The sequence below is a fragment of the Streptomyces sp. NPDC048417 genome (genome assembly GCF_040651615.1).
Taxonomy (GTDB): Bacteria; Actinomycetota; Actinomycetes; order Streptomycetales; family Streptomycetaceae; genus Streptomyces.
In genome coordinates, this window is the sequence record NZ_JBEZKI010000011.1 from 108,330 (window position 1) to 131,487 (window position 23,158).

Consider the following 23,158-nt stretch of genomic DNA (forward strand, 5'->3'; position numbering starts at 1 on the left):
ACGATGGACGGACTACCTCACGATGGGCCAGACGAAGGGGAACCGTCCGTGCAGTTCGAGGTGTGGGCACCGCAGGCAGACCGTGTGACGCTCCATTGCGACGGCGCCGCGCGCGCGTTGGAGCGTGATCCGCGGCGGCCGGGCTGGTGGGCCGGGGAGGCGGACGCCGAGGACGGCACGCGGTACGGGTTCGCGCTGGACGACGGCCCTGTGCTGCCCGACCCGCGCTCGCGCCGCCAGCCGGACGGACCGGACGGACTCAGCGCGGTCGTCGACCACGGGCGGTACGAGTGGCGTGCCGCGTGGCCGGGACGCGCGCTGCCGGGAGCGGTGCTCTACGAGCTGCACGTGGGCACGTACACCCCCGAGGGCACCCTGGACTCGGCCGCCGGGCGCCTGGACCATCTGAAGGAACTGGGCGTCACGCATGTGGAGTTGATGCCGCTCTGCCCGTTCCCGGGCCGACACGGCTGGGGGTACGAGGGGGTCTCCCTGTGGGCGGTGCACGAGCCGTACGGCGGCCCCGAGTCGCTGAGGCGGTTTGTCGACCGGGCGCACGGGCTCGGGCTCGGTGTCGTCCTGGACGTCGTCCACAACCACCTCGGCCCGTCGGGCAATCACCTGCCCGCGTTCGGTCCGTACTTCACGGAGACGCACCACACGCCCTGGGGCGCGGCGGTCAACCTGGACGCGCCTGGTTCGGACGAGGTGCGCGCGTACCTGGTGGGCAGCGCGCTGGCCTGGCTGCGCGACTACCGGATCGACGGACTGCGCCTGGACGCGGTGCACGCGCTGTGCGACACGCGCGCGCGCCACTTCCTGGAGGAGCTGTCGTCGGCCGTGGCCGGCCTGGCGGCCGAGTCTGGCCGGCCGTTGTTCCTCGTCGGCGAGTCCGACCTGAACGACCCACGGGTCATCACCGCGCGCGCGGAGCACGGGCTCGGCCTGGACGCCCAGTGGAACGACGACTTCCACCACGCCCTGCACACCGCGCTGACCGGGGAGTCCCAGGGCTACTACGCCGACTTCGCGCGCGCACCCCTCGCCGCCGTCGCCAAGACCCTCACCGGCGGCTACTTCCACGACGGCACCTACTCCAGCTTCCGGGGCCGCCACCACGGCCGGCCGCTGGACCGCGCGCGGATGGCCGGGCACCGGCTGCTCGGCTACACCCAGACCCACGACCAGGTCGGCAACCGCGCCCAGGGCGACCGGCTTTCGGCCACCCTCTCCCCCGGCCTGCTGGCCTGCGCGGCCACGCTGACGCTCACGGCGCCCTTCACGCCGATGCTGTTCATGGGCGAGGAGTGGGCGGCGGGCACCCCCTGGCAGTTCTTCACCGACCACACGGACCCGGATCTGGCGGAGGCCGTACGACGCGGCAGGCGACGGGAGTTCGCGGCGCACGGCTGGGCCGAGGAGGACGTCCCCGATCCGCAGGACCCGGCGACCCGGGACCGGTCCTGCCTGGACTGGTCGGAGCCGGAACGCGAGCCGCACGCGCGCGTGCTGGCCTGGTACCGCCGGCTGCTCGTCCTGCGCCACGAGCAGCCGGACCTCACCGACCCCGACCTCGCCGACACCAAGGTGGCGTACGACGAGGAGGCCAGGTGGCTGGCGTTCCGGCGCGGTGACGTGCGGGTCGCCGTGAACCTGGGCAAGGAGGCGGCCGCGATCCCGCTGGGCACCGCCCGGGTGGAGGTCCTGGCCGCGTGGGACACCGTGACGGCACCGGACACGAACGGGCTGCTGCGGGTGCCGGGCGAGTCCTGCGTGGTACTGACCCAGGCATGAGCCCGCGCGTGCCGACGTACGGGGTGCACGCGCGGGTGCGGGGACACGCGTACGGCTGCACGCGCGCGTGCCCTACGCCTCCTCGTCCGTGCCGTCCTCCCGGAGGTCCGACACGCGCTCCAGCAGGATCGCCTCCCAGGCGCGCCGGAGCTGGGTGCGCAGCAGGGGCAGGGGGCTGTCGTCGCGGCCGTCGAGGCGGTCGGTGAGGCGGATGACGGTGTCGCAGCGGGCGAGCCACAGGCCGCGCAGGCAGGGGCGGGCGCCGTAGCCGGCGAGGGTGGCCGCGCGGACGGCCGCGCCGGAGCCGACCGCGAGGGCGAGCCCGGCGATGTCCTCGGCGGGGTCGCCCACCGCCGCGTCGGTCCAGTCGAGGACCCCGCGCACCCTGCCGTCGGCGCTGACCACCAGGTGCTCGCCCTTGAGGTCGTGGTGGACCAGCACGGCCGTACCGGGCTGGGCGGCGAGTTGGGCGGCGCCCGGCGAGGTGAAGTGGAGCAGGGGTGCGGGGTCGAACTCGTCGGCGATGGCGAGGCGTTCGGCGGCGGCCACGGCCATCCGGCGCAGCGCCTCCAGGGAGCGCGGCGGGGTGCGTGGCACGCCGAGCGTCACGGCCTGCCGTACCGGCACCTCGCGCAGCCCGGTGAGCAGCCCGGCCAGATCGGCCTCGCCGACCGCCGAGACGTCGTGCTCCTCGGCCGTACCCCCGGGGATCGCGGTGTCCAGTGTGTAGGTCAGTCCCGGCGCCCACTCGCCGTGCGTGACCCCGGCCGGGACGGCGACGGGCAGGTGCGGGCGCACCAGGTCGCGCAGGCGCAGTTCGCGGCGCTGGCGCACGGAGGCCTCGCGGTCGGGGGCGAGGCGCAGCACATAACGGGTGCCGACCCACCAGGTGGAGTGCTCACCGCCCGCCGCGACGGGCCGGATGTCGAGGCCCGGGGTTCCGGTCGCGCTCTCCTTGAGCAGCGAACGGACCAGTCGGCGGATGGTGTCCGCGGTGGGTGTCGGTGCCTGGGTCATGGATCGCGCCGTTGCCGTTCGGGGTGGGGTAGGGGCGAGAGGATATGCCCGGGGCCGGTGGGTCAGCCCACTATGACCATCTCGCGGGTGGTGTTGTTGAAACGACGCCCGCCCTCCTCGGTCACCGTGACGATGTCCTCGATCCGCACCCCGAAGCGGCCGGGCAGATAGATGCCGGGCTCCACGGAGAAGCACATCCCGGGCACCAGCGGCTGCTCCTCGCCCTCGATCATGTACGGCGGCTCGTGCGTGGTGACGCCGATGCCGTGGCCGGTTCGGTGGATGAAGTACTCGCCGTACCCGGCGTCGGTGATGACCGCGCGGGCGGCCCGGTCGACCTCCTGGCAGGCGGCACCGGGGCGTACCGCCCGGAAGCCGGCCTCCTGGGCGGCACGCACGATGTCGTGCACCTCGCACTCCTCGGCGGTCGGCGGGCCCACGTGCACCGTTCGGGTGGTGTCGGAGCCGTAGCCGTCCTTGAGGCCGCCGAAGTCGAGGACGACCATGTCGCCGTCCTGGATGACCCGGTCGCCGACCTCGTGGTGCGGGTTGGCGCCGTTGGGGCCGGAGCCGACGATGGTGAAGTCGACCTGGTGGTGGCCGAAGCGGCGCAGCAGGTCGGCGAGGTCGTGGCCGACGTCGGACTCGCGGCGGCCGGCGAAGGGAACCTTGCGGATCTCCTCGAACGTCGCGTCGGCCGCCGCCCCTGCGGCGGCGAGGAGTTCGAGCTCGGCCGCGTCCTTCACGGCGCGGAGCATGGGCAGCGCGTCGGTGAGGGAGGCGTAGGAGGTGTCGGGGAGCGTCTTCTGCAGGCCCAGCAGGTGCATGGCCCAGGCGTTGTCGCTGATACCGAAGCGGCCGTCCTTGGCGAGCAGGCCGGCGGTGACGGTGTAGGGGTCGATGCCGTCGGTCCAGTCCCGCAGGGTCAGGGCGGCCGAGCCGTCGGCCTTCTCGGCGTCGGGGGCCTCCAGGGTGGGGACGACCAGGACGGGGTCCTTGCCGGGGGTCAGGACGAGGAGGGTGAGCCGTTCGGTGACCGCGGTGGGGGTGTAGCCGGTGAGCCACACCATGTCGGGGCCGGGGGCGATCAGGAGGCCGGCGAGTCCGGCGTCGGCCGCGGTGTGCGCCGCACGCGTCATGCGGGACTTGTAGTCGCCGGCGGTGAAGGGCGCGGCGGGTTCGGTGCCGGTCATCCAGGGCCTCCTTGCGCGGGTGAGGGGGCTGTAGGGGCCTCGGCATGCATCCTGCCGGGTGCGGCCTGGCCGCGCGAGCCGGTTTGGGCAGAGCCGCCGTTGCGGGTTGCGGTTGTCCTGCCGGTGCGGGTGGGTTGTGGTTGATCGCGCCCACGCGGCGGAGCCGCACATGTATACAGCCCCGCGCCCCTTTGGGGCGCGTCCGTGCGGGTGTTCTCAAGTAACGACGCCCGGCACCACAGTCAGCTGCTGGTAGCCCCCGCTCTCGTGGCGCACCGTGAGCTTGGCCTCCTTGCCCGGGCGGGCCTCGGTCACCGCTCGTACCAGGTCGGCGGCGCTGTCGATCCGCCGGTCGCCGAGCTGGAGCAGTACGTCGCCCCGGACCAGCCCCGCCGTGTAGCCCGGCCCCGGCACATGGACGCCCACCACCAGCGCGCCCACCTTCTCGGCGTCCACGGCCTCCACGCCCAGGGTCACGGCAGCCGTCCGCGAGGGGCCGGCGGTGGCTGACGGGGTGGGCCGGGTCGGCGTCGGTGGGGCGTGGCGCCGCAGTTCCGCCAGTCTGCTCACGCCGATCACCGTGGCGCCGACGGTGCCGATTCCGACTCCGGACAGCACCAGGACCATACCGACGATCAGGCCGAAGAGCAGGGACCTGATCCGCCGGCCGCGGCGGCGCGCGGCGTGCGGGTGCCGGGCCGGGCCGGGTTCGGGGCCGTCCCGGAGTTCCTGACCGGGGATCGGCTTGGGACGCAAAGCGGTCTGTTCCATGGTTCGCCTCCAGCCGCAGCTCTACCCGGCGCACGCGGGCGCGACGAGACACGAACGAGTGAGACTGACCCTGGTCAGGGGCCGGCGGCCGTGGGTCAGAGGCGGGAAGCCTCAGGTCCCACCTGCGCGTTGGGCCTCGTCGGAAAGCCTTGCCATCGGGTCCGCCGCCGCCCCTGCGGGTGTCCCGCCGCACACCAGTTCCACCCGGCGGACGAGCCGGGACTCGGACTCGGTGACCGGGATGTCGTCGCGGTCGAGCGCGCACAGGGTGACGCCCACGGGCGGGGTGGGCCGCGAGGACGGCGGGCCGAGCGCGGTAGGGGCGGCGGCGAGGATGAGCCCGGGCGCGCCGCGGCCCTGTTCGAGGACGGCGCCCCTGCTTCCGGGCCGCGGTCACCCACGCCTGGGAGAGGGTGCCCGAGTCGGCGTAGGGCAGCCCGCGGCCGGCGCGGGGCCCCGGGAGAGGCCCCGCGCCGGCACCGGCGGCGATGGCACGGCTCACCGGTGGGGACACGCGGCGTCAGCCCACGGGGAGCGCCGGGGCGAGCGGGGGGCGGTCCGGCAGGAAGCCGTGGGCCCGGCGGGCCAGGTGGTCCGCCTTGTAGCGGTCGACCCGTTGGTGCCAGTTCAGGATTCCGGCCATCCAGTTCTGCAGATCGCGGACATAACCGTCCATGGCCGCACGGGCCTCGGCGGACAGGTCGAAGTCGTCGTACAGGACCGGGAGTTCATTGCCGACGACATGCTCGAACTGCTGCATCCGCTGGGTCATCAGGTCGTGCACGACGCGGAGCGCGGTCGGGTAGTCGACGCCGAAGAAGTTCTGGACGACGAGGATCGCGTTGTGGAACTCGCCCTCGTACTGGATCTCCTTCTGGTACGAGAAGACGTCGTTGACGAGCATGCCGTAGTCGATCGCGGCGTTCTCCAGGGAGCGGACCGGGCCGCTGCGGTAGACCTCCGCGGGGATGGCGGGGCCCTGGCCGCGGCGGGCCAGGCTCAGGGTGAGGTCGGAGCCGAAGGTGGCCCGGCGCATCTCCAGGAAGTCGACGGGGTCGGGGATGCGGTGCTGGAGCTGGTTGGACATCTCCCAGAGCCAGCTCTCGGTCATGCTGTCGACGGACTGCCTGAGAGCCAGCCGGTCTTCGGGGCCCATCCCGGCGGTCGTGCGGGCCCACAGGTCGATCAGTCCGCGCTCCATGCCGGTGGCCGGCACGGGGACGGGCTCGTCGGCGAGGGGCATGCAGGCGGAGAGGCGAGCCGTCGCGAGCCGGGCGCCGGCCAGGTCGCGCCGGGTGCCGAAGACCAGGGGGTAGTAGTCGTCCGCGTAGGTGCCCCAGGCCAGCCAGCAGGCGCTGAGGTCGAGTTCCTCGGGGGTGGCGTCCGGGTCGAGGCCGGCGGAGCAGAGCACCAGGTCGGAGGCGGCCAGTTTGTCCTCGTCCCAGACGCCCTCGGCGAGCATGCCGGTGCCGTGCATCCAGGCGGTCAGCCGGGGGCGGGCGGCGTCGAGGTGCGGGCTGAGCTCGACCTCGTAGGGCATGTGGAAGTCGGGCAGGAGGGAGGGGCCGACCTGCTGGAAGGGCACATGGGAGTAGGCCCGCAAACTCCCCCACTGCCTAAAAGGCGTGGGTGGTGCCCCCATCGCGGCGGCCGAGGCCAGCAGGGCGCCGACGTCGGCGGCGGAGGTGCCGGGCCCGGTCAGGTGCTGCCAGGGGGAGGACCGGGTGGCGCCCTGGTTCATGTAGCGGCTGGACCGCATGTGCCATTCGTGGCCGCCGGACTGCCAGTCCTGCAAACCCTTGGTGTAGGCGGCGATCGCGGCGGCCTGGTCCGGGGCGAGGCCCTTCTCGACGGCCAGGGCGGGCACTTCGGTGAGGGCGGTGTGCTCGAACTGGCGCAGGCGGGAGGTGAGGATGTCGTTGACCGTGTCGGCGGCCTCCTGGGTGGTGCAGTCGAAGAAGGTCTCCAGGACCAGCACGCCGTTGCTGTTCTCACCCTCGTCCTCCACCTCGCGCTGGTAGGAGAACAGGTCGTTGCGCAGGTGGACGGCGTCGGCGAAGGTCTCCATCAGCACCCGCAGCGGCCGCGTCCCGGCGGCGGCCGCGGGCACCTCGGCCGTCGCGTACTCGACGAGCCCCGCCGACCAGGGAGCGCCGCCGACCTTGCGGCGCATCTCGATGTATTCGACGGGGTTGGCGATCCGCCCCTCGTTGATGTTGGCCAGTTCCCACATCGACTCGTTCAGCAGATGCTCGGTGGCGACCGAGAAGCGGCGGCGCCAGTCGACCGACATCGACGGCACCGTGCGCGCCCACAGGTCGGCGAGGCCCGCCTCGACCGGGTTCTGGGGCTCCGGCACGGGCGTCGCGGGGTCGAGCGGCATGAACAGCGGGAGCCGGTCGAGATGGGCCTTGCCGGCGGCGCGGTCCTGGGTGCGCTTGTACATGTCGAGGAAGTGGTCGTCGAAGAAGAACACCCACACGTACCAGTCGGTGATCAGCGACAGGGCCGGGCCGTCGCAGTCGGGGTGGGTGTAGCTGCACAGCAGGCCGTAGTCGTGTGCCTCCAGGTCGGCCTGGGTCCAGATCCCGGAACCCTCCAGCATGCCCATCTCGCGAGCCCACTCGGTGGAGTGGGCCCGGGCCTCCTCCAGGTGCGGGTTGAGCCGCGCGGGATACGGCATGTAGAAGTGCGGGAGTTCGAACGGCTGCGTCATGGCCGGGGCCCTACCCGTGGGCTCCAACGCCCATCCACCGCAGGGCACATGATCACACCATCGCGTGAACCGGGTCGGAATCCGGGAACTTCGGCGGGCCGGTGTGGCGTCGGCCGGTCGCGCCTCGCACTCCGGCCTCGCCTCCGGACCGGGCCGACATGCTCAACCGGCGGCAGCGCCGAACCACTTGGGCAGCACTCCGGACAACTCCCGCTGGTCCTCGCCGGCCCACGCCACGTGCCCGTCCGGCCGCAGCAGTACGGCGGGCACGTCCAGTTCCTCGCCGACGTCGACGACGTGGTCGACTTCCTCGCCGACGTCGACGACATGGTCGACCCGGTCGGCCCAGCCCGCCGCCGAGAGCCGGCCGGGCCGTCCTTGTCCTGGCTCCGCCCGACCAGTTCGCAGCCACGCCGGATCTCGGCGCCGAGTTTCCCGGCGTGTTCGGCCAGCAGGCGTTCGGTGGTGGTCTGCGGAATGCCGAGGACATAGGAGTGCGCGGCGTCCAGCCGGTCGGGCCACGGCACGAGAATGCCGGCGAAGAAACCGGGGGCCGCGAACTTCTGGCCGAGCGCGAGAAACCGCTCCAGCAATCCGCGCTGGCCCATTATCTCGACACTGCGCGCATGCAGGCCGAGCGCGCGGGACTGGCCGGTCGGCACCGCCTCCTTCTCCAGCACGAGCACCCGCGCACCGTGCAGCCGCAGTTCGCTCGCCAGCATCAGTCCGGTGGGCCCACCACCGGCAGTGATCACATCGAGCATCAAAATCCCCCATAGGAAAATAAAGGCACGCACACGTCACGGATCAATGATTTCCGCAGGTACCGGCTTCGGCCCGAGATTCTGCAGCACCGACCGGGCCTTGCCGCAAGGCCCCCGGTGCGCTGTACGTTGAGAGTGGCAAGGAGTCGAAGAACTCCTTGCCTTTGCTTTTCCGCCGGTGCTTTTCCGCCGGTCGCTTCCGCCGCCCGCTCCGGACGGGCATCCTCCCCCGAAGGTTTCACAGGGCATCCTTTAGGCTGCCGCTGTTGGTCCATTCGCCGGACCAGCGGATCAGGGGGCGGGGGCCGATGAACAACGCGACCGGGGTGTTCCAACCGCTGCAGGCGGACGATCCACCGATGGTGGCCGGTTACCGGCTCGCCGTACGGCTCGGCGCGGGCGGCATGGGCCGGGTCTACCTGTCGCACACCCAAGGCGGCCGGCCGGTGGCCATCAAGGTGGTGCGGCCGGAGCTGGCCGACGACCCCGACTTCCGGCGCCGGTTCCGCAGGGAGATCACCGCGGCCCGCCGGGTCCGGGGCGCGTACACCGCCGAACTCATCGACGCCGACGCGGACGGCGTACCGCCCTGGCTGGCCACGCTGTACGTGCCCGGGCCCGCTCTCTCCGACGTCGTCGGGCGACGCGGACCGCTGCCGCTGCCGGCGGTGCTGTGGCTGATGGCGGGGGTGGCCGAGGCGCTGCAGGCCATCCATGGCGCGGGCATCGTGCACCGGGACCTGAAGCCGTCGAACGTGCTGCTGGCCTCGGACGGCCCGCGCGTGATCGACTTCGGTATCTCGCTGGCCGCCGACGCCACCTTCCACACCGCCACGGGCACCGCCATCGGCACGCCCTCGTTCATGGCCCCCGAGCAGGCGTCCGGGGGCGAGGTCACCCCGGCGACCGATGTCTTCGCACTCGGCCAGACGGCGGCGTTCGCAGCGCTGGGCGAGCCGCTGTACGGAGACGGCCCGGCGGTCAACGTGCTGTACCGGATCGTCCATTCGAAGCCCGATCTCAGCCTGCTGCCGGAGGAGTTGCGCCCGCTGATCGCCCGCTGTCTGGACGCCGATCCGGAGCGGCGGGCCACCCTGGCGGAGATCGTCGAGTGGTGCCGGGGTCGGCTGGGCCCGGACGCCGACGCGGGCGCGGGGCCGGCCGTGTGGCAGGAGCTGACCGGTCCGGAGGTGACGGTTCCGGCGCCGGTCGCGGAACCCACCTGGGCCTACCCCGTCCCGCCGGGGACGAGACCGCTGCCGACGCCGTCGGCGGGGCAGCCGATGAGCCTCCGTCGTAAGACGCTGATAGCGGCCGCCGCCATGACGTCGGTCGCGCTGATGATGACGGCCGTGGTGTTGATCGTCAGAGACACGGACGCCTGGGTCCGCCGGCGGGTCGAGGCGGAGTCCTCGTCCAGCACATCCCGTGGGACGGTGTCCGGCAAGGACAGCGGTGCGTCCTCGGGCCGTACGCCCAGCACGTCGGCGTCCCCGAGCACGTCACCGTCGCCGCACACAGTCGCCTACCCCTACCCCGCCGAGTTCCTCGACGAGAAGAACTCCGTCGACATCGACGCGCGGGCCGAGCGCAAGGACCGCAAGGGCGACGTCCGCTTCGTGTGCGCCAAGGACGGTTGCTCGCTGGAGAGCCGGACCAGCGTGCTCGTCGACGTGCTGGGAGACCCGCGCGGCTCTCTGAAGGTGTGCCGTCAACTGCTCGGCGACGCCACCAGCCACAGCATCCAGCTGGCCGCGGTGGCGGCCGGAAGCGAGATCTGCGCCAAGGACCGCGACGGCGACATCGCCCTGTTCGTGATCCAGGTGAAGTCGGACGCGCTGCCGGACAGCGGGGGCAGCTTCCTGATGACGGACCTGACGGTCTGGCAGACGACCTAGGTGCGATGTCCCTTGCCGGGCCCCGCCGGGCGGCTCACCGTGGTCGTACCCCTGGAGCCGGCCGGGCCCGCCGAGTGGCTGGCCTCCGACTTCGCCAACCGCATCAAGTCCCCGCAGATGTACGTGCGTTGACCTGGATCAGGGCGTGGGTGCCGGCCGTACGCCAGCGCTGCCCCTCGGCTGCGTCCAGGGCCGCCTCGGTGTCCGCGGCCAGGCCGGTGATCACGTCGGACTTGAGGGTCCGCAATGCGGCCACCGGACCCGGGAACCAGGCGGTGACCTCGGCGAAGGGGGTGGTCGCCGGCCAGAGCCGATCACCCACCAGACGGCGGTAGTTGAGGTCGCCCTTGAAGATCGTGAGGGCGGCGGAGGCGAACTCGGCGCGCAGGTCCCCGGGCATCTCGGTGTACGGCAGCGGGGCGCAGGAGAAGGGGTGGGCGCGCACGGCGAGCCGGCCGTCCGACATCGCCGACCAGAGGGTGCGGCCGTACCCGGCGGCCGCACCGGGCGCGGCGGTGAGCCTGCGCAGGGCGTCGAGCACGTCGGCGGTCGTGGCGTCGGAGACGTAGTAGGGGTACGGCTTGATGTGCAGGACAGCGTTGGCGATCCGCCCGGTGTCCAGGAGGTGGGCGATCAGCAGCAGGTCGGGGACGAGTTCACGGCCCGCGTTGTCGGCGACGAGGCACAGGGTGCCGCCCCGGAGCAGCGGCCACAGGTCGGCGCTGTCGTCGTCGACCAGTGCGGAGACGGCCTCGCCGGACTCGGCGGAGAGGCGGAATCCCAGGTCGGCGCGGTTGCCCCAGAGGGAGCCGTGCAGCAGGGCGCGGTCCGGGTCGTCGTCAAGGGCGTCCAGCGCGGCCAGTTCCTCGTCGGTCTCCTTGGCGTCGAGTTCGGCGAGCTTGGAGGGCCGGAAGGGGTCGATGCCCTGCCAGGGGCCGGGGCCGAAGTAGCCGACGGCGTCCAGGAGCCGGCGGTAGAAGTAGCTCTCGGACCACAGCCACGGCACGTCGAACCAGGACTGCCCGAGGTAACTGTCCAGGCCCCAGCCGCGCCACCGGTCGCCGTCGGGCACGGGTTCGATCACGCCGTCGGTGCAGTTGTGCAGCAGCGCGTCGAGGGCGCGGTGCTGTCCGGGGCCGTAGGGGAAGGCGTCCCGCACCTGGCGGATGATCGCGGGGTGCCGTTCGGCCAGCACGCTGTGCGGGAACGGGCCGGTGGAGCCGAGGATCACGGGTGCGGCGGCGGAGTCGGGCATGGGCGCCACGCTATCGCGCGGGATGCCCGGCTCCGCCGAACCGGCGGCGCCGGTCACGCCGTTCTGATCTCGCGCTCCAGCTGGGTGGCGAGGGTCAGGTAGCGGGCGCGCCGGTGCACCGGGACCAGGCCACGGATCATCAGGTACCACATCTCCGCGACCCTGCGCGGCAGTCGTGCCACCGGCTCCAGGTTGCGTCCGGCGACCCGGGTGCCGACGAAGAAGCAGACCAGGGAGTGGGCGACCGCGCCGACGTCGATGTCCGGGTGGACGTCGGACTCCTTGACCGCGCCCAGGAGTTTGCGCGTGGCGAACTCCAGGCCCTCCGTGAACGGATGCCTCAGCGGCGGCCGTACGCTGACGTCCGCGGTGGCGAGCCGCAGCCCGGCGCGCGGGATCGGGCCGTCGACGGAGAGCCGGGCGATCGCGAACGTGGTGCGCATCAGGGCCTCCAGCGAGGAGTACCCGCGGCTGTCCAACTCCTTCACCAACTGGCTGGAGGTGCGGGACTGGAGCTCCATGATGGCGTGCGCCAGGTCCTCCTTGGCGGCGAAGTGGAAGTAGAGCGCCCCCTTGGTGACCTTCGCGTGTTCGACGATCTCACTCAGACTGGTGGATTCGTAGCCACGCCGGTCGAAGAGGTCGGCGGCGGCCGTGATGATCGTGGCGCGGGTCTGCTCCGCGCGTAACTGCCTCGCCATCGACTCAACGCTCCTCACGGCTCCAAACCGACGGGGCATGCGGTTTGTTTTTTACCCCGTGCACACGATAGCTCACCGTGAGGGAACGGGAGGCAACCTGTGCGGACCTGGTGACGGACACGTGCAAGTCACGGGCGTGGCCTCGCGATCGGCGGCCACACTGCGCAAACGCACGAGATCAGAACACGCCGCTCCCTCGTGTTCGTGCCAGTTTCCCAAGCCGATGCGGACGGCCGGGCGCACATCGGCGATCACCACGATACGAGCCGGATGGTCGGTTCTCAATGCCGCCTGCGCAGTCCGCAAACCGGACGACCCGGTCGGCGCCCCACACACCGCCCTGCCCGTGATCAACCGCAGTGAACGGTACGCGCCCGGATCCCGTACTCACCTCAGCAGACCCCGTACCCGCGCCTGCCTAGGAGACGTCCCGATGACCCGGACGACCGCCCGCCTGACGGGAGCCGCCGTCGCGGCTCCGCTGCTGCTGCTGTCGTGTGCGGCGGGGTCCGCCCAGGCGCACGGCGCACCCACCGACCCGGTCAGCCGGGTCTACGCCTGCTCCCCCAGCGGCGGCAGCGCGGCGACGGCTGCCTGCAAGGCGGCGATCGCGGCGAGCGGGCAGAACTTCGTGGCGTGGGACAACCTGCGGGTGGCGGGGGTCAACGGCCGTGACCGGCAGGTGATTCCGGACGGCAAGTTGTGCAGCGGCAACCTGCCGGCGTACAAGGGGCTCGACCTGGCGCGCGCGGACTGGCCCGCGACCCGGTTGACCCCGGGCGCCCGGATGACGATGACGTACGCCTCGACGATCGCGCACGCCGGCACGTTCAAGCTGTATCTGACGCGGCAGGGGTACGACCCGACGAAGCCGCTGACGTGGTCCGAGCTGCCCGCACAGCCGTTCGCCGAGTTCAAGGACCCGGCGCTGACGAACGGGGCGTACCACTTCACCGCGAAACTGCCGGCCGACCGGACGGGTCGTCAGATGCTGTACACGATCTGGCAGAACAGCAGCACGACGGACACCTACTACTCGTGTTCCGACGTGGTGTTCACCGCGAAGAAGGACGGCGGGGCGACGGCGAGCGCACGGCCGCGGGCGAGTGCCACGCCGACGCCGAGCGCTTCCGAGCGCCCGACTCCCTCCGCTTCGAAGAGCGTTGCCGTCCCGACACGGCAGACCGCGGCGGCCACGGTCTCCCCAAAGACCGGAACCGCCGCCGACAGCACTCCCGTGGCCTCCGACACGAACCCGGGCTCGGGCCCGTCGGCGCCACTGCTGGCGGGCGGCGCCGCCGCGGTGCTGGTGCTCACCGGGGGCGCCGCCCTGGCGTTGCGTCTGCGTCGACGCTAACGGCCTTTACGACAGGGTCAGTTGACGAAGACGGCGGCGCCGTTGTCGGTGACCGGGGCGTACTTGGCGGTGAAGTAACCGGCGGAGGGGCAGAGGATGGAGCCGGAGGACTTCGTGAACGCCTGGTTGCTGAAGGCGAGGCTGTTGTCGGTGTTGGAGCTCGTGCCGGCCAGGCTGGCGGCCTGGTAGACACAGGTGATGCTGCCCAGCAGGGTGGTCAGCTTGACCGTGGTCTGAATGGTCGTGCCGCTCGCCGGGGTGACCGCGACCGTGCCGTCCGAGGAGACCGCGGTGGTGTACGGCAGGTTGTCGACCGTGATGCTGGAGACACCGGTCACGCCGGTCACGTTGCTGGTGCAGCTGCCGAAGGTCTGCCCGGTGGCCGACTCGGTGGCGGTGCCGGAGGCGGCCGGGTTGTCGGTGACCGTCGCGGTGAAGGTCGAGGCCGCACAGGTGATGCCGCTGGTGCTGGTGGCGCTGGAGTAGAGGGTGGCGGTGGTGCCGCTGGCCAGCGACGCGCTGAGGGTGTCACCGACCGCGACGGCGGTGCCGCCGGCGCTGCCGGTGGTGAGCACGGCGCCGTCGGCGGAGGCGGGCACGGTGGCCGCGACCGAGAGGGCGGCGACGGTAGCGGCGAGGGCGAGGAGGGATCGCGTACGCATGCGGGTTGCCTCTTTCCTTGGGGGACTTGCGTGGGGTGAGGAGAGGTGGGGCTCAGGGCGGGCGCGTATGCGCCGCCAGCCGTTGCCGGCCCGTGACGCCTTCTCCGTACGTGACGGACCGGCAACGGCAACCGAGCCGGACACCGGCCGAAAGCCTGGGGGGGTTAGGCCTCCGGCCGGGCCGGTTGAGGGCGTTCGGGTACGGCCCCTGGGGGAAGCGACCGTGCCGACGCCGTGAGCGGAGCGGTGATCGAAGAGGCCGGGAAGCGGCCGATGCCGCTCGGCGGATCCGGCGCCACGGATCCGAAAGAGACCAGGGAGAGTTGTAGACCTGATCAACCGTCAACGTCAAGGCCAGTCAAGGGAGTTGAACAACCGATCAAGGGAATGCGAGGTCGGAACACAATTGACGCATATTCAACACCCTTTTTTCACAACAGCCTTGACCCATTAAAGTAACCGCCGGTAACTTGCGGCATGGCTACTGCTGCGTAACCAGAAAGTCCTTGCGTCCGCCGGGAGTTGTGAGGAGGCGTGCGCGGCAGCCGCTGTCCGCGCCAGGACAACGTGCCACTGAAGCCCAACCCGCGTGACTCAATGCATGGGAGCAGACATGGCCTCGTCCCCGGACGTTCCGTCCGCCGACAACACGCCTGAGAGCCCGGGAAGCGGTTCTCTTTCCGACACACCAGACACCGCCGGGGCAACCGGAGGAGGACAGAGACGGGGACGGGTCCGCGCACGCCGTGCCGCCGTGATGGCCGTCCCGGCCACCCTGGCCCTCGCCGGCCTCGCGGTCCTGACCGCCCAGGGGGCACTGGGGGTGTCGTTCTACATCTCCGGCATGCCCTTCACGGTCACCGCCAAGTCACTCCAGGGCACCGGCTTCGAGCAGTTCGGCGGGCTCGACACCATGGCCGACGGCAGCCCGAACGCCGGTGACACCGGCGGCCAGGTACTGGTTGTCACCTCCGCGATCAAGAAGGCGACCCTGGACAGCCTGTGCCAGAGCGTCGACCTCGGCGGCACCAACCTGCTCATCAAGGCGGGCAGCGGCGCGTCGAAGGTGGAGGCGACCGATCTGACCACCGACTCGACCCTGCTGACGGGCGACGCGTCCTTCGACAACATCGAGATCGGCAACGACGCGAGCACACTCACCAAGGCCGGAGTCAAGGGACCTTTGGGCGTCTTCAGCCAGCAGGCCGACACCGTGCACATCGACAACCTGCGGCAGACGAACTACAAGACCACAGCTGGGACGTTCACGCTTCCCGGCCTGAGACTCAGCTTCAGTGACACGGGTTGCTGATGTCCGGCACAGACACTCCACATGAGGGGTGGCGGCCCGCCTTCCGCGGTTGGCGGGCCCGTCGGCCGTTCTGGGGCGGGCTGCTGCTGACTCTGGGGGGCGGGTGGATCCTGCTCACCGAGAAGGCCTCGCTGAAGGTCGTCATACATGTCGGCATGCAGGGCGTGGCGGGCTATCTGCTGCCGGTGGTGATGGTGGTGTGCGGCCTGCTGGCCCTCTTCAGCCCCTCGCAGCGCCTCTTCTACTCCATCGTCGGCGTCCTGTGCTCCCTGGGCAGCTGGGTCACCTCCAACCTGGGCGGTTTCTTCGTCGGCCTCGCCCTCGGAGCCGTCGGCAGCTGCATGATCTTCGGCTGGCTGCCGAACCAGGGGCCGCGGATCAGCCGACGCAAGCGGCGCAGGGCTGCGCGGGCTGCCGCGCAGGGTTTCGGGGACGGTGCGGGAGAGCCGGCCTGAAACCGGGGAAGAGGCGAGCCGACGAATTCGGTCCGCCTCTTCCGTATGTGCGGGGGCAGACGCCCGCTCTCCCGACAGCATCCGCTGGGGGGATTCGGCGTCGCCGACCAATTCGTACCGTGGCCTGGCGCAGCACGGCGGCGGCTTCGCACGCCTGGTCCCAACCGCCCACATCACTGAACAGCGTGTTTCAAAGGTCCCGAATTCTCTCCGGCGGAGCACCCGGACCTTCGGTTGCCCGGACGCGGAATTCCTGATCGGCACACTTGAGTTCCTTCAGGTCCCGCGCATACCCCGCCGCAGCCGGTGCGAATTCTCGCCTCGGCCGCTGCGGGAACCGGTCCTGCGGCGCGCCGGCGGCGGGTCCGACGAGGCCGTCCGTGCGCCAGTACGGGATCAGGAGCCGTCAGCTCGTCGTGCCGGTCGGCTCGGTGACCTTCCCGGGCTCCGGCCGCACGGGGGCCGCGGCCGGCTCCGCCGACCTCTGTACCGACGCCGGCTCCACGGGTGCCGCCGTGTCGTCCGCCTTCATCGCCTTCGCCTCGCTCTTGAGGATGCGCATCGACTTGCCCAGGGCCCGGGCGGTGTCGGGCAGCTTCCGGGAGCCGAAGAGCACGATGAAGACGATCGCGACGATCAGCAGATGCCAGGGTTCGAGTCCGTTGCGGAGCATGACCGCCCCCTCCCATTCTCACGTTGTTCCGTGCCGACGGAGAGTGCTTCCTGCACCCGGGCCGGGCAGCGACGATTGCTACATTGCGCAACTGTACAACCCGGGCTGGGAGGTGGAGCCCCTGACACGGCCCCGTGATCGCTACGACCGGCGTCGGTCGTGGCGTGCCCGCACCGCCCTCAGGGCCACGGCGTACAGCGCCAGGACGGCGGCGAGCAACAGCGGGTAGGCGGGCGGCAGCCCGGTCATGCCGAGGGCCGCGCCCAGGGGGCTGGGCGGGAGCAGCAGGCCGACGGCGGCGAGCGCGGCGGCGGCCCGGCCGATGGGCCCGGGCCTGGTGCCGCCGCGCAGCAGGAACATCACCAGGGCCTGGGTGAGCAGGTTCTCGGTGAACCACGCCGAGTGGAAGACGGCCTGGTCGTCGAGGGCGTCGGGGCCGCGCAGGGCGAGCGCGAGCACGCCGAAGGTGGCGAGGTCGGCGATCGCGTTGAGCACGCCGAAGCCGGTGATGAACCGCAGGAAGGCGCGCGGTCGCAGCACGGTCGGGCGGCGCAGTGCCGCCGGGCCGGGGCGGTCGTGGGCGAAGGCGAGCTGGGCGGCGTCGAAGCAGAGGTTCTGGACGAGCACCTGGGCCGGGAGCATCGGCAGGAAGGGGAGCAGCAGGCCGGCCGAGAGCATCGCGATGACGTTGCCGAGGTTGGAGGAGAGCGTGACCCGCAGATAGGAGGCGATGTTGGCGCTGCTGTACCGGCCGGCGGAGACGGCGTGCCCGATCGCGCCGAGTTCCTTCTCGGCGAGCACGACGTCGGCGGTCTCGCGGGCGAGGTCCACGGCCGTGCGGGGCGCGATCCCGACGTCGGCCGCGCGCAGGGCGGGGATGTCGTTGACGCCGTCGCCGAGGAAGCCGACGGTGTGCCCGGCGGCGCGCAGCCCGCTGACGATACGGGCCTTGTCCTCGGGAGTGCAGCGGGCGACGACGCCGGCGTCCAGGTCGAGGGAATCACCGGCCACGGTCACCCGCTCCGCGTCCAGTCCGAGGTCCCGGCAGGCGCGGGCGGCCGTGGCGGGGTGGTCGCCGGTGAGGACGCGGACGGTGATGCCGAGGCCGGTGATGCCGCGCAGGGCCTCGGCGGCGCCGGGGGCGAGGGCGTCCCGGAAGGTGACCAGGCCCCGGAAGGTCAGGCCGTCTTCGTCGGCGGCCGTGTAGGGGCGGGTGCGGGCGGGTGCTTCGGCGGTGGCGACGGCGAGGACGCGCAGCCCGGCGCCGGCCTCGCGGGCGGCGAGGGCGAGGTGGCGCCGGCGTTCGGCGGGGTCGAGGTCGCAGCGGTCCAGTACGTCCTCGGCGGCGCCCTTGGTGACGAGGACATGGGTGCCGAGGCGGCCGGCGACGACGGCGGTGGCGGTGCGCCGCCCGGGGGCGAAGGGGAGCGCGCCGATGCCGTCGTGGTCCTCGCCCACCGGTCCGGCCGCGGTGAGCAGGGCCTCGTCCAGGGCGTCGGCGGCGGGCAGTTCGGCGAGCTGAAGGGTCCACCAGGCGCCGACCGCCGCCCAGCGCAGCACCTCCGGGTCGTCCTGCCCGTCGGGACCGAGGGCGCGTTCGACGACGGGGCGGTCCTGGGTGAGGGTGCCGGTCTTGTCGAGGCAGAGGACGTCGACCGCGCCGAGGTCGTGCAGCGCGGGCAGCCGTCGTACGACGACCCGGTGGGTGCGGGCGAGCAGGGCGGCGGCCCGGGCCAGACAGGTGGTGACGATCACCGGGAGCATCTCGGGGGTGAGCCCGACGGCGACCGCGACCGCGAAGGGCAGCGTCTCCAGACCCCGGCCGCGCAGCGCGGCGTTGGCCATGAGGACCAGCGGCGGGGTGAGCAGCATGAACCGGATCAGCACCCAGGAGATGCCGTGCACGGACCGGTCGAAGGCGCTCGCCGCCCGCCGCCCGCCCGCCGCGCTCTGCGCGGCGGCGAACCGGGTCCGCTCCCCCGTAGCCACGACGACCGCCGTGGCACTGCCCGAGGCGACCCCGCTGCCCTGGAAACAGAGGTACGGCTCCTGGAAGGGACCCGCGTCGCCCGCGTCGGGGGTCTCTGCGGCGGCCTTGGCGACGGGCGCCGATTCGCCGGTGAGCACGGCCTGGTGCACGGTCAGCCCACGGGCGCGCAGCAGTCGTACGTCGGCCGGGACCAGGTCTCCGGGGCCGAGCCGTACGACGTCGCCCGGGACCAGCTCGGCGACCGGGACCTCCCGGGCCCGCGGAGCCGCCTCCGCCCCGGTGCGGCGCAGCACGGTGGCGGTGCCGGCGACGAAGTCGCGCAGGGCGGCCAGGGAGCGGTCGGCGCGGTGCTCCCCGGCGGCGCGCAGCCCGCAGCTGACCGCGACCAGGGTGAGGATCACCACGGCCGTGCCCCAGGAGGCGACGGCGGCGGAGACCAGGCCGAGGGTGAGCAGGACGGCGGTGAAGGGGTCGCGCAGGGCCCGGGCGCAGCGCAGCGGCCACGAGGCCGTGTGCGGCAGGGGCGGGGTGTTCTCGCCGACGACGGCGAGCCGGGCCGCGGCCTCGGCCTCGGTCAGTCCCCGCGGTCCCGTGTGCAGCCGGCGCAGCACCTGCAGCGCGGTGGCGGCCTCGCCCTCAGAGACCACGGAGGCGGCGAGGGGCCGGGAGTTCGGCGCCGGTGGTGCGGGCGGTGAGGCGGTCGACGAGGAGGCGTACGACATCGACGACGTCCGGGTCGTCCACCAGGTACACCTGGCGGCGGCCCTCCCGGCGGGAGTGGACCAGGCCGGCGAGCTTCAGCTTGGTGAGGTGCTGGCTGACGGCGGGCAGCGCGCCGCCGACCCGCTCGGCGAGGCCGGTGACATCGCTCTCGCCCTGCGCCAGCGCCCAGACGATGTGCAGCCGGGCGGGCGAGGCGAGCAGCCCGAAGGCCGCGGCCGCCTCCGTGAGCACGTCCGCGGAGGGGTCGTCGTAGCCACCGCCGTGCGCTGTCGCCACTGTCGTACTCCTCCTGTCCACCGCGTCGAGGGGACCCGTTCCGGATCGAAGGAAACAGTCTAGGACGCGGGAACTTCTCCGTGACCGCGTCAGTTTCTACGTTGTTGTAGAAGTAAATTCTTGGCAAGCAAGGCTCTTGGCAAGCACATACCGACCGAGGAGTGAGTGCGCATGGCTCTGTGGGACCGCATCAAGGACTCCGCGACGCAGATGCAGACCCAGCTCGTGGCGAAGAAGAACGACTTGAAGAGCGGTGCGTTCCGCGATGCGAGCATGGCGATGTGCGCGCTCGTGGCGGCTGCCGACGGCACCATCGATCCGGCGGAGCGGCAGCGGGTCGCCCAGCTCATCTCCACCAACGAGGTGCTGCAGAACTTCCCGGCGGACGACCTGCGCCGTCGTTTCGAGGAGAACCTGAACAAGCTGACCGCCGATTTCGCCTTCGGCAAGGTGAGCGTGCTCCAGGAGGTCGCCAAGGCGAAGAAGAAGCCGGCCGAGGCGCGTGCCGTCATCCAGATCGGCATCGTGATCGGCGGCGCGGACGGCGACTTCGACAAGACCGAGCAGGCCGTGGTCCGCGAGGCCTGCTTCACCCTCGACCTGCCGCCGCACGAGTTCGACCTCTGACCGGCGCGGTCCTCACTCCTCGGCCCCGGACACGGTGGCCGGTTCGTTCGACGCCGGGATGATCCGGGCCCGCAGATCCGGGTCCGGCATCCCCGGGTCGAAGGGGAACAGGGGGCGGCGGACCCGGTGGTGGCCAAGACGGGCGAGGTCCTGGTCGACGCCGCCCGGGGTGAGGGCCATCTTCCAGTCCGCGGCCATGGCGTACAGCTCGGGCTCCAGGTAGCCGATCTTGACGATCACGATGTCGGCGGTCCGCGGATCCAGGTCCAGGTCGGTGAAGTCGTGCTCGTGGTGGTACGGCTTGCGCAGCCGGGTCAGGATCACGTGGACACCGCCGACCCGGAGGACGACCTCGGTCCCGGCGTCCCGGTCGCCGTGCCGGATCGCCTGGACCACGCCGGTCAGCGTGAGTGGTCCGCAGTGCCGGTCGTCGACCTCGGCACCGGCGGTGACGGTGACGGTCGCGCCGACGCCGGCCCGGACGGCGGCCTCGACGGCGGCGGGGCCGGGCAGCGAGGCGTAGACGACCTGCGGGCCGGACGCGTCCCGGAACTCCGGCCGGGCCAGCACCTGCCAAAGTCCCCAGGTCACGTCGCCGGCGCCGCCCGCCGTCGGGTTGTCGCCGGTGTCGCTGATGAAGTAGGGGCGGGCGGTGGCGGCCAGGGCGTCGTCGAGACAGTCGTCGAGAGTGCCGGTCGGCGCGACGAACGCGAAGTCGTGGCGGGCCTTCCAGAAGCCGAGCGCCAGTTGTTCGGCGCCCGCCGTCACCGCCGCCCGGTCCTGCCCGGTGACCACCACGGCGGCCCGGTTGCGCGGTTCGTCGGCCCACGCGTAGCCGACCCAGATCGCCGCGTCGAGGACGCCGGGGCGCGCCGCCACCTCCTCGACCGCCGCGTACACGCTCCTGGCGGGCTCGATCCGGGTCGAGGTCTGTTCCCCGGCCAGCAGGACCGGGACCGGGATCCAGGCCTTGACCGGCCGGGGCGCGCGGTCCACCAGCCGGCCGAGCAGGTTGCGCGCGGCCCGTTCCCTGGTCTCCAGGGTGTCCTCGTGCGGGGCCGTGCGATAACAGGTGATCAGGTCGCTCAGGTGGACAAGGCGGCCGGAGACGTTGCCGTGCAGGTCCATCGAGGTCGACACCAGGGTGTCCGGGCCGGTCACCTCACGGATACGGGCCAGGAGTTCGGCCTCCGCGTCGTCGAGGCCCTCGACGGTCATCGCACCGTGGATGTCGTACCAGAGGCCGTCGAGGGGACCCAACTCCGCGACCCGCTCGAGGAGTTCGTCGGAGAGGGCGCGGTAGGCGGCCGCCGTCACGGTGCCGCCGGGCAGGGCCTTGCCGACCAGGGCGCCGCGCCAGTCGGCGGAGGCCCGCAGCGGGGTGCCCTCCGCGAGGAAGGGGTAGCCGGTGAGGACGTCGGCGCCGCGCCGGGAGTGGAAGGCGGGGGCCTCGGTGCGGGCCGGGGAGAAGGTGGACGACTCGATGCCAAGACCGGCGATCGCGATGACGGGGCGGGACTGTGACATGGCTCCTCCGGAACGGGACGGGACAGGACGCATTCGGCGGACCCGAGGACGGGGCGGGGCGGGGCGGGCCGGCCGGTGACAGCCGGGGCAGGGCTGACCCGGGTGGCCGGTGACGGCGAGGCGGGGGCTGAGCGGGGTGACCGGTGAGGCGGGACCGGGGCTGAGCCCGGATGAGCGGTGACCGGTGACGGCGGGGCTCAGGGGTGGTGGCCGGTGGCCGTGTGCAGGGCCTGGGCCACGGCGCGTTGCAGGGCGAACCGGCCGGCGCCGGCCAGTCCGGCGTCGGCGCCGAGGCTGGCCCGCTCGATCACCAGATGCTCGGTCACCAGCGGATGGCAGCCCTCGTAGAGCTGGCTGCGCACGGCGGCGACGAACGGTTCCAGCGTGGAGAGGATGCCGCCGAGATACACCGCGTCGGGGTTGAAGAAGTTGACGTTGGCGGCCAGCACCATGCCGAGGTAACGCCCGGCCTGCCGGACCGCCCGGGTGGCCTCGGGGTCGGCGTCGGAGGCGAGTCGTACGACGTCCTCGGTGGAGGCCACCGCCAGACCACGCTCCCGCAGGATCCGCACCAGCGCCGCACCGGAGGCGACGGTCTCCAGACAGCCGGTGTTGCCGCAGGAGCACGGGATGTCGTGGGCGGCCTCCACCCGGACGTGCGTGATCTCCCCGGCCGCGCCGGTGCCGCCGCGGTAGAGGCGGCCGTCGGCGATGACGCCGGCGCCGATCGCCGTGCCGGTCTTGACCATGATGGACTGCCGGCGTTCGGGCGGCTGTGCCCCGTGTTCGCCGACGGCCATGCAGTTGGCGTCGTTCTCGATGGCCGCCGGCACTCCGAAACGGTCCTCCAGCCAGGTGCGCACGGGAAAGCGGTTCCAGCCGGGCATCCGGGACGGCAGGGTGACGACTCCGGAGACGACGTCGACCGGTCCGGGCAGCGAGAGACCGACACCGCGCAGCAGTTCCCGGCCGTGCTGCTCGGCGAGTGCCTCCAGGGTCGCGGCGAGGCCGGGCAGCGCGGCCTCGGGTCCGTCGGCGGTGGCGAACGGCACGGTGGTGACGTCGGTGAGCACGCCGCCCGCCTGCATCACCCCCACATGGGCGTGCCGGCCGCCGAGTTCGGCGGCCACGGCGAAGCCGTCGTTGCCGCCGAGCCGCAGCGTCTTCCGGGGCCGGCCGCCGGCCGAGGACACCGTGCCTTCCTCGGCGACCAGGCCATGGGCCATCAGCTGACCGACCGCCGACGAGACCGTCGAGGGCGCCGCGCCCAGGAGAGCCGCCAGTTCGGTGCGCGAGGCGGCCTGTCCCGAGGCCAGGAGGCCGAGGACGCGCTCGGCCAGCACGGGGTGACCGGCGCTGGGCTTGCGGCGCCGCCGACTTTCTTCGGTCATGGACGAGCTTTCTTCCGGCATCAAGTACGGGTGGCGTCGAGCGTAAGCCCCACGGC

20 protein-coding genes and 1 pseudogene are annotated in these 23,158 nt (G+C 72.3%); 6 read left to right on the forward strand and 15 right to left on the reverse strand.

The genetic code is table 11. The features are described from left to right. Positions 1–48 precede the first annotated feature (48 nt). Positions 49–1,794 (forward strand): malto-oligosyltrehalose trehalohydrolase, encoded by a 1,746-nt coding sequence (gene treZ / locus AB0D59_RS18975; protein ID WP_362566217.1) that lies wholly within the window; start codon positions 49–51, stop codon positions 1,792–1,794. 72 nt (positions 1,795–1,866) lie between these two features. Here treZ and AB0D59_RS18980 read toward each other — a convergent pair whose 3' ends face one another. The 7 genes and pseudogenes from AB0D59_RS18980 to AB0D59_RS19010 form a co-directional block, all read right to left on the reverse strand. Further along, positions 1,867–2,811, reverse strand: a complete 945-nt coding sequence (locus tag AB0D59_RS18980) for an aminoglycoside phosphotransferase family protein (protein WP_362566219.1) — start codon at positions 2,809–2,811, stop codon at positions 1,867–1,869. A 62-nt stretch (positions 2,812–2,873) separates the two neighbouring features. Then, on the reverse strand, positions 2,874–4,004 hold the full coding sequence (locus AB0D59_RS18985) for an aminopeptidase P family protein (RefSeq protein WP_362566221.1): 1,131 nt from the start codon (positions 4,002–4,004) through the stop codon (positions 2,874–2,876). Positions 4,005–4,220: 216 nt separating this feature from the next. Then, complete coding sequence (locus tag AB0D59_RS18990; RefSeq protein WP_362566224.1) at positions 4,221–4,775, reverse strand: PDZ domain-containing protein; 555 nt, start codon at positions 4,773–4,775, stop codon at positions 4,221–4,223. 111 nt (positions 4,776–4,886) lie between these two features. Continuing rightward, on the reverse strand, positions 4,887–5,054 hold the full coding sequence (locus tag AB0D59_RS18995; RefSeq protein ID WP_362566227.1) for a hypothetical protein: 168 nt from the start codon (positions 5,052–5,054) through the stop codon (positions 4,887–4,889). Between the two features lie 241 nt (positions 5,055–5,295). Beyond that, complete coding sequence (gene cyc2 / locus AB0D59_RS19000; RefSeq protein ID WP_362566230.1) at positions 5,296–7,491, reverse strand: germacradienol/geosmin synthase Cyc2; 2,196 nt, start codon at positions 7,489–7,491, stop codon at positions 5,296–5,298. Positions 7,492–7,653: 162 nt separating this feature from the next. Continuing rightward, on the reverse strand, positions 7,654–7,899 hold the full coding sequence (locus tag AB0D59_RS19005) for a hypothetical protein (RefSeq protein ID WP_362566629.1): 246 nt from the start codon (positions 7,897–7,899) through the stop codon (positions 7,654–7,656). Beyond that, a pseudogene (locus AB0D59_RS19010) lies at positions 7,863–8,255 on the reverse strand (FAD-dependent monooxygenase); the annotation flags it as partial. The gene AB0D59_RS19005 and the pseudogene AB0D59_RS19010, both read right to left, overlap by 37 nt. Before the next feature lie 308 nt (positions 8,256–8,563). On the opposite strand from AB0D59_RS19010, the gene AB0D59_RS19015 reads away from it, so the two are divergent. Next, a complete protein-coding gene (locus AB0D59_RS19015; RefSeq protein WP_362566233.1) occupies positions 8,564–10,153 on the forward strand; it encodes a serine/threonine-protein kinase in 1,590 nt (529 codons plus the stop codon). Positions 10,154–10,256: 103 nt separating this feature from the next. Here AB0D59_RS19015 and AB0D59_RS19020 read toward each other — a convergent pair whose 3' ends face one another. Together AB0D59_RS19020 and AB0D59_RS19025 are read right to left on the reverse strand one after the other, a co-directional pair. Next, positions 10,257–11,408 carry a damage-control phosphatase ARMT1 family protein gene (locus AB0D59_RS19020; RefSeq protein ID WP_362566236.1) on the reverse strand — a complete coding sequence of 384 codons (1,152 nt, stop codon included), beginning with the start codon at positions 11,406–11,408 and terminating at the stop codon, positions 10,257–10,259. 53 nt (positions 11,409–11,461) lie between these two features. Further along, complete coding sequence (locus AB0D59_RS19025) at positions 11,462–12,109, reverse strand: ScbR family autoregulator-binding transcription factor (RefSeq protein ID WP_362566239.1); 648 nt, start codon at positions 12,107–12,109, stop codon at positions 11,462–11,464. Between the two features lie 433 nt (positions 12,110–12,542). On the opposite strand from AB0D59_RS19025, the gene AB0D59_RS19030 reads away from it, so the two are divergent. Beyond that, a complete protein-coding gene (locus AB0D59_RS19030; protein ID WP_362566242.1) occupies positions 12,543–13,466 on the forward strand; it encodes a lytic polysaccharide monooxygenase in 924 nt (307 codons plus the stop codon). Positions 13,467–13,483: 17 nt separating this feature from the next. Here the strand turns inward: AB0D59_RS19030 and AB0D59_RS19035 are convergent, their stop codons facing one another. Beyond that, the gene (locus AB0D59_RS19035) at positions 13,484–14,128 is read right to left on the reverse strand and encodes a Tat pathway signal sequence domain protein (protein WP_362566245.1); all 645 of its coding nucleotides are present in this window, start codon (positions 14,126–14,128) and stop codon (positions 13,484–13,486) included. Positions 14,129–14,741: 613 nt separating this feature from the next. Between AB0D59_RS19035 and AB0D59_RS19040 the strand changes: the two genes are divergently transcribed. Further along, the gene (locus AB0D59_RS19040) at positions 14,742–15,440 is read left to right on the forward strand and encodes a DUF6230 family protein (protein ID WP_362566248.1); all 699 of its coding nucleotides are present in this window, start codon (positions 14,742–14,744) and stop codon (positions 15,438–15,440) included. Next, on the forward strand, positions 15,440–15,895 hold the full coding sequence (locus AB0D59_RS19045) for a DUF6114 domain-containing protein (RefSeq protein ID WP_362566250.1): 456 nt from the start codon (positions 15,440–15,442) through the stop codon (positions 15,893–15,895). Before AB0D59_RS19040 ends, AB0D59_RS19045 begins: the two co-directional genes overlap by 1 nt. A gap of 406 nt (positions 15,896–16,301) precedes the next feature. On the opposite strand, the gene tatA is transcribed toward AB0D59_RS19045, so the two are convergent. The 3 genes from tatA to AB0D59_RS19060 all read right to left on the reverse strand — a co-directional run bounded on the left by tatA (position 16,302) and on the right by AB0D59_RS19060 (position 19,557). Continuing rightward, positions 16,302–16,568 carry a Sec-independent protein translocase subunit TatA gene (gene tatA / locus AB0D59_RS19050; protein ID WP_362566253.1) on the reverse strand — a complete coding sequence of 89 codons (267 nt, stop codon included), beginning with the start codon at positions 16,566–16,568 and terminating at the stop codon, positions 16,302–16,304. A 141-nt stretch (positions 16,569–16,709) separates the two neighbouring features. Then, positions 16,710–19,205: a magnesium-translocating P-type ATPase gene (mgtA, locus tag AB0D59_RS19055; protein ID WP_362566255.1), complete on the reverse strand. Its 2,496-nt coding sequence runs from the start codon at positions 19,203–19,205 to the stop codon at positions 16,710–16,712. Further along, entirely contained in the window at positions 19,195–19,557 is a 363-nt protein-coding gene (locus tag AB0D59_RS19060; protein WP_362566258.1) for a metalloregulator ArsR/SmtB family transcription factor, read from the reverse strand. The genes mgtA and AB0D59_RS19060 overlap by 11 nt, the downstream gene beginning before the upstream one ends. A gap of 171 nt (positions 19,558–19,728) precedes the next feature. Here AB0D59_RS19060 and AB0D59_RS19065 point away from each other — a divergent pair, with 171 nt between their 5' ends. Next, positions 19,729–20,184 (forward strand): TerB family tellurite resistance protein, encoded by a 456-nt coding sequence (locus tag AB0D59_RS19065; RefSeq protein WP_351710270.1) that lies wholly within the window; start codon positions 19,729–19,731, stop codon positions 20,182–20,184. A gap of 12 nt (positions 20,185–20,196) precedes the next feature. Here AB0D59_RS19065 and AB0D59_RS19070 read toward each other — a convergent pair whose 3' ends face one another. Then, positions 20,197–21,711 carry a M81 family metallopeptidase gene (locus tag AB0D59_RS19070; RefSeq protein ID WP_362566261.1) on the reverse strand — a complete coding sequence of 505 codons (1,515 nt, stop codon included), beginning with the start codon at positions 21,709–21,711 and terminating at the stop codon, positions 20,197–20,199. Positions 21,712–21,908: 197 nt separating this feature from the next. Next, entirely contained in the window at positions 21,909–23,102 is a 1,194-nt protein-coding gene (locus AB0D59_RS19075; RefSeq protein ID WP_362566267.1) for an ROK family transcriptional regulator, read from the reverse strand. Positions 23,103–23,158: the final 56 nt, after the last annotated feature.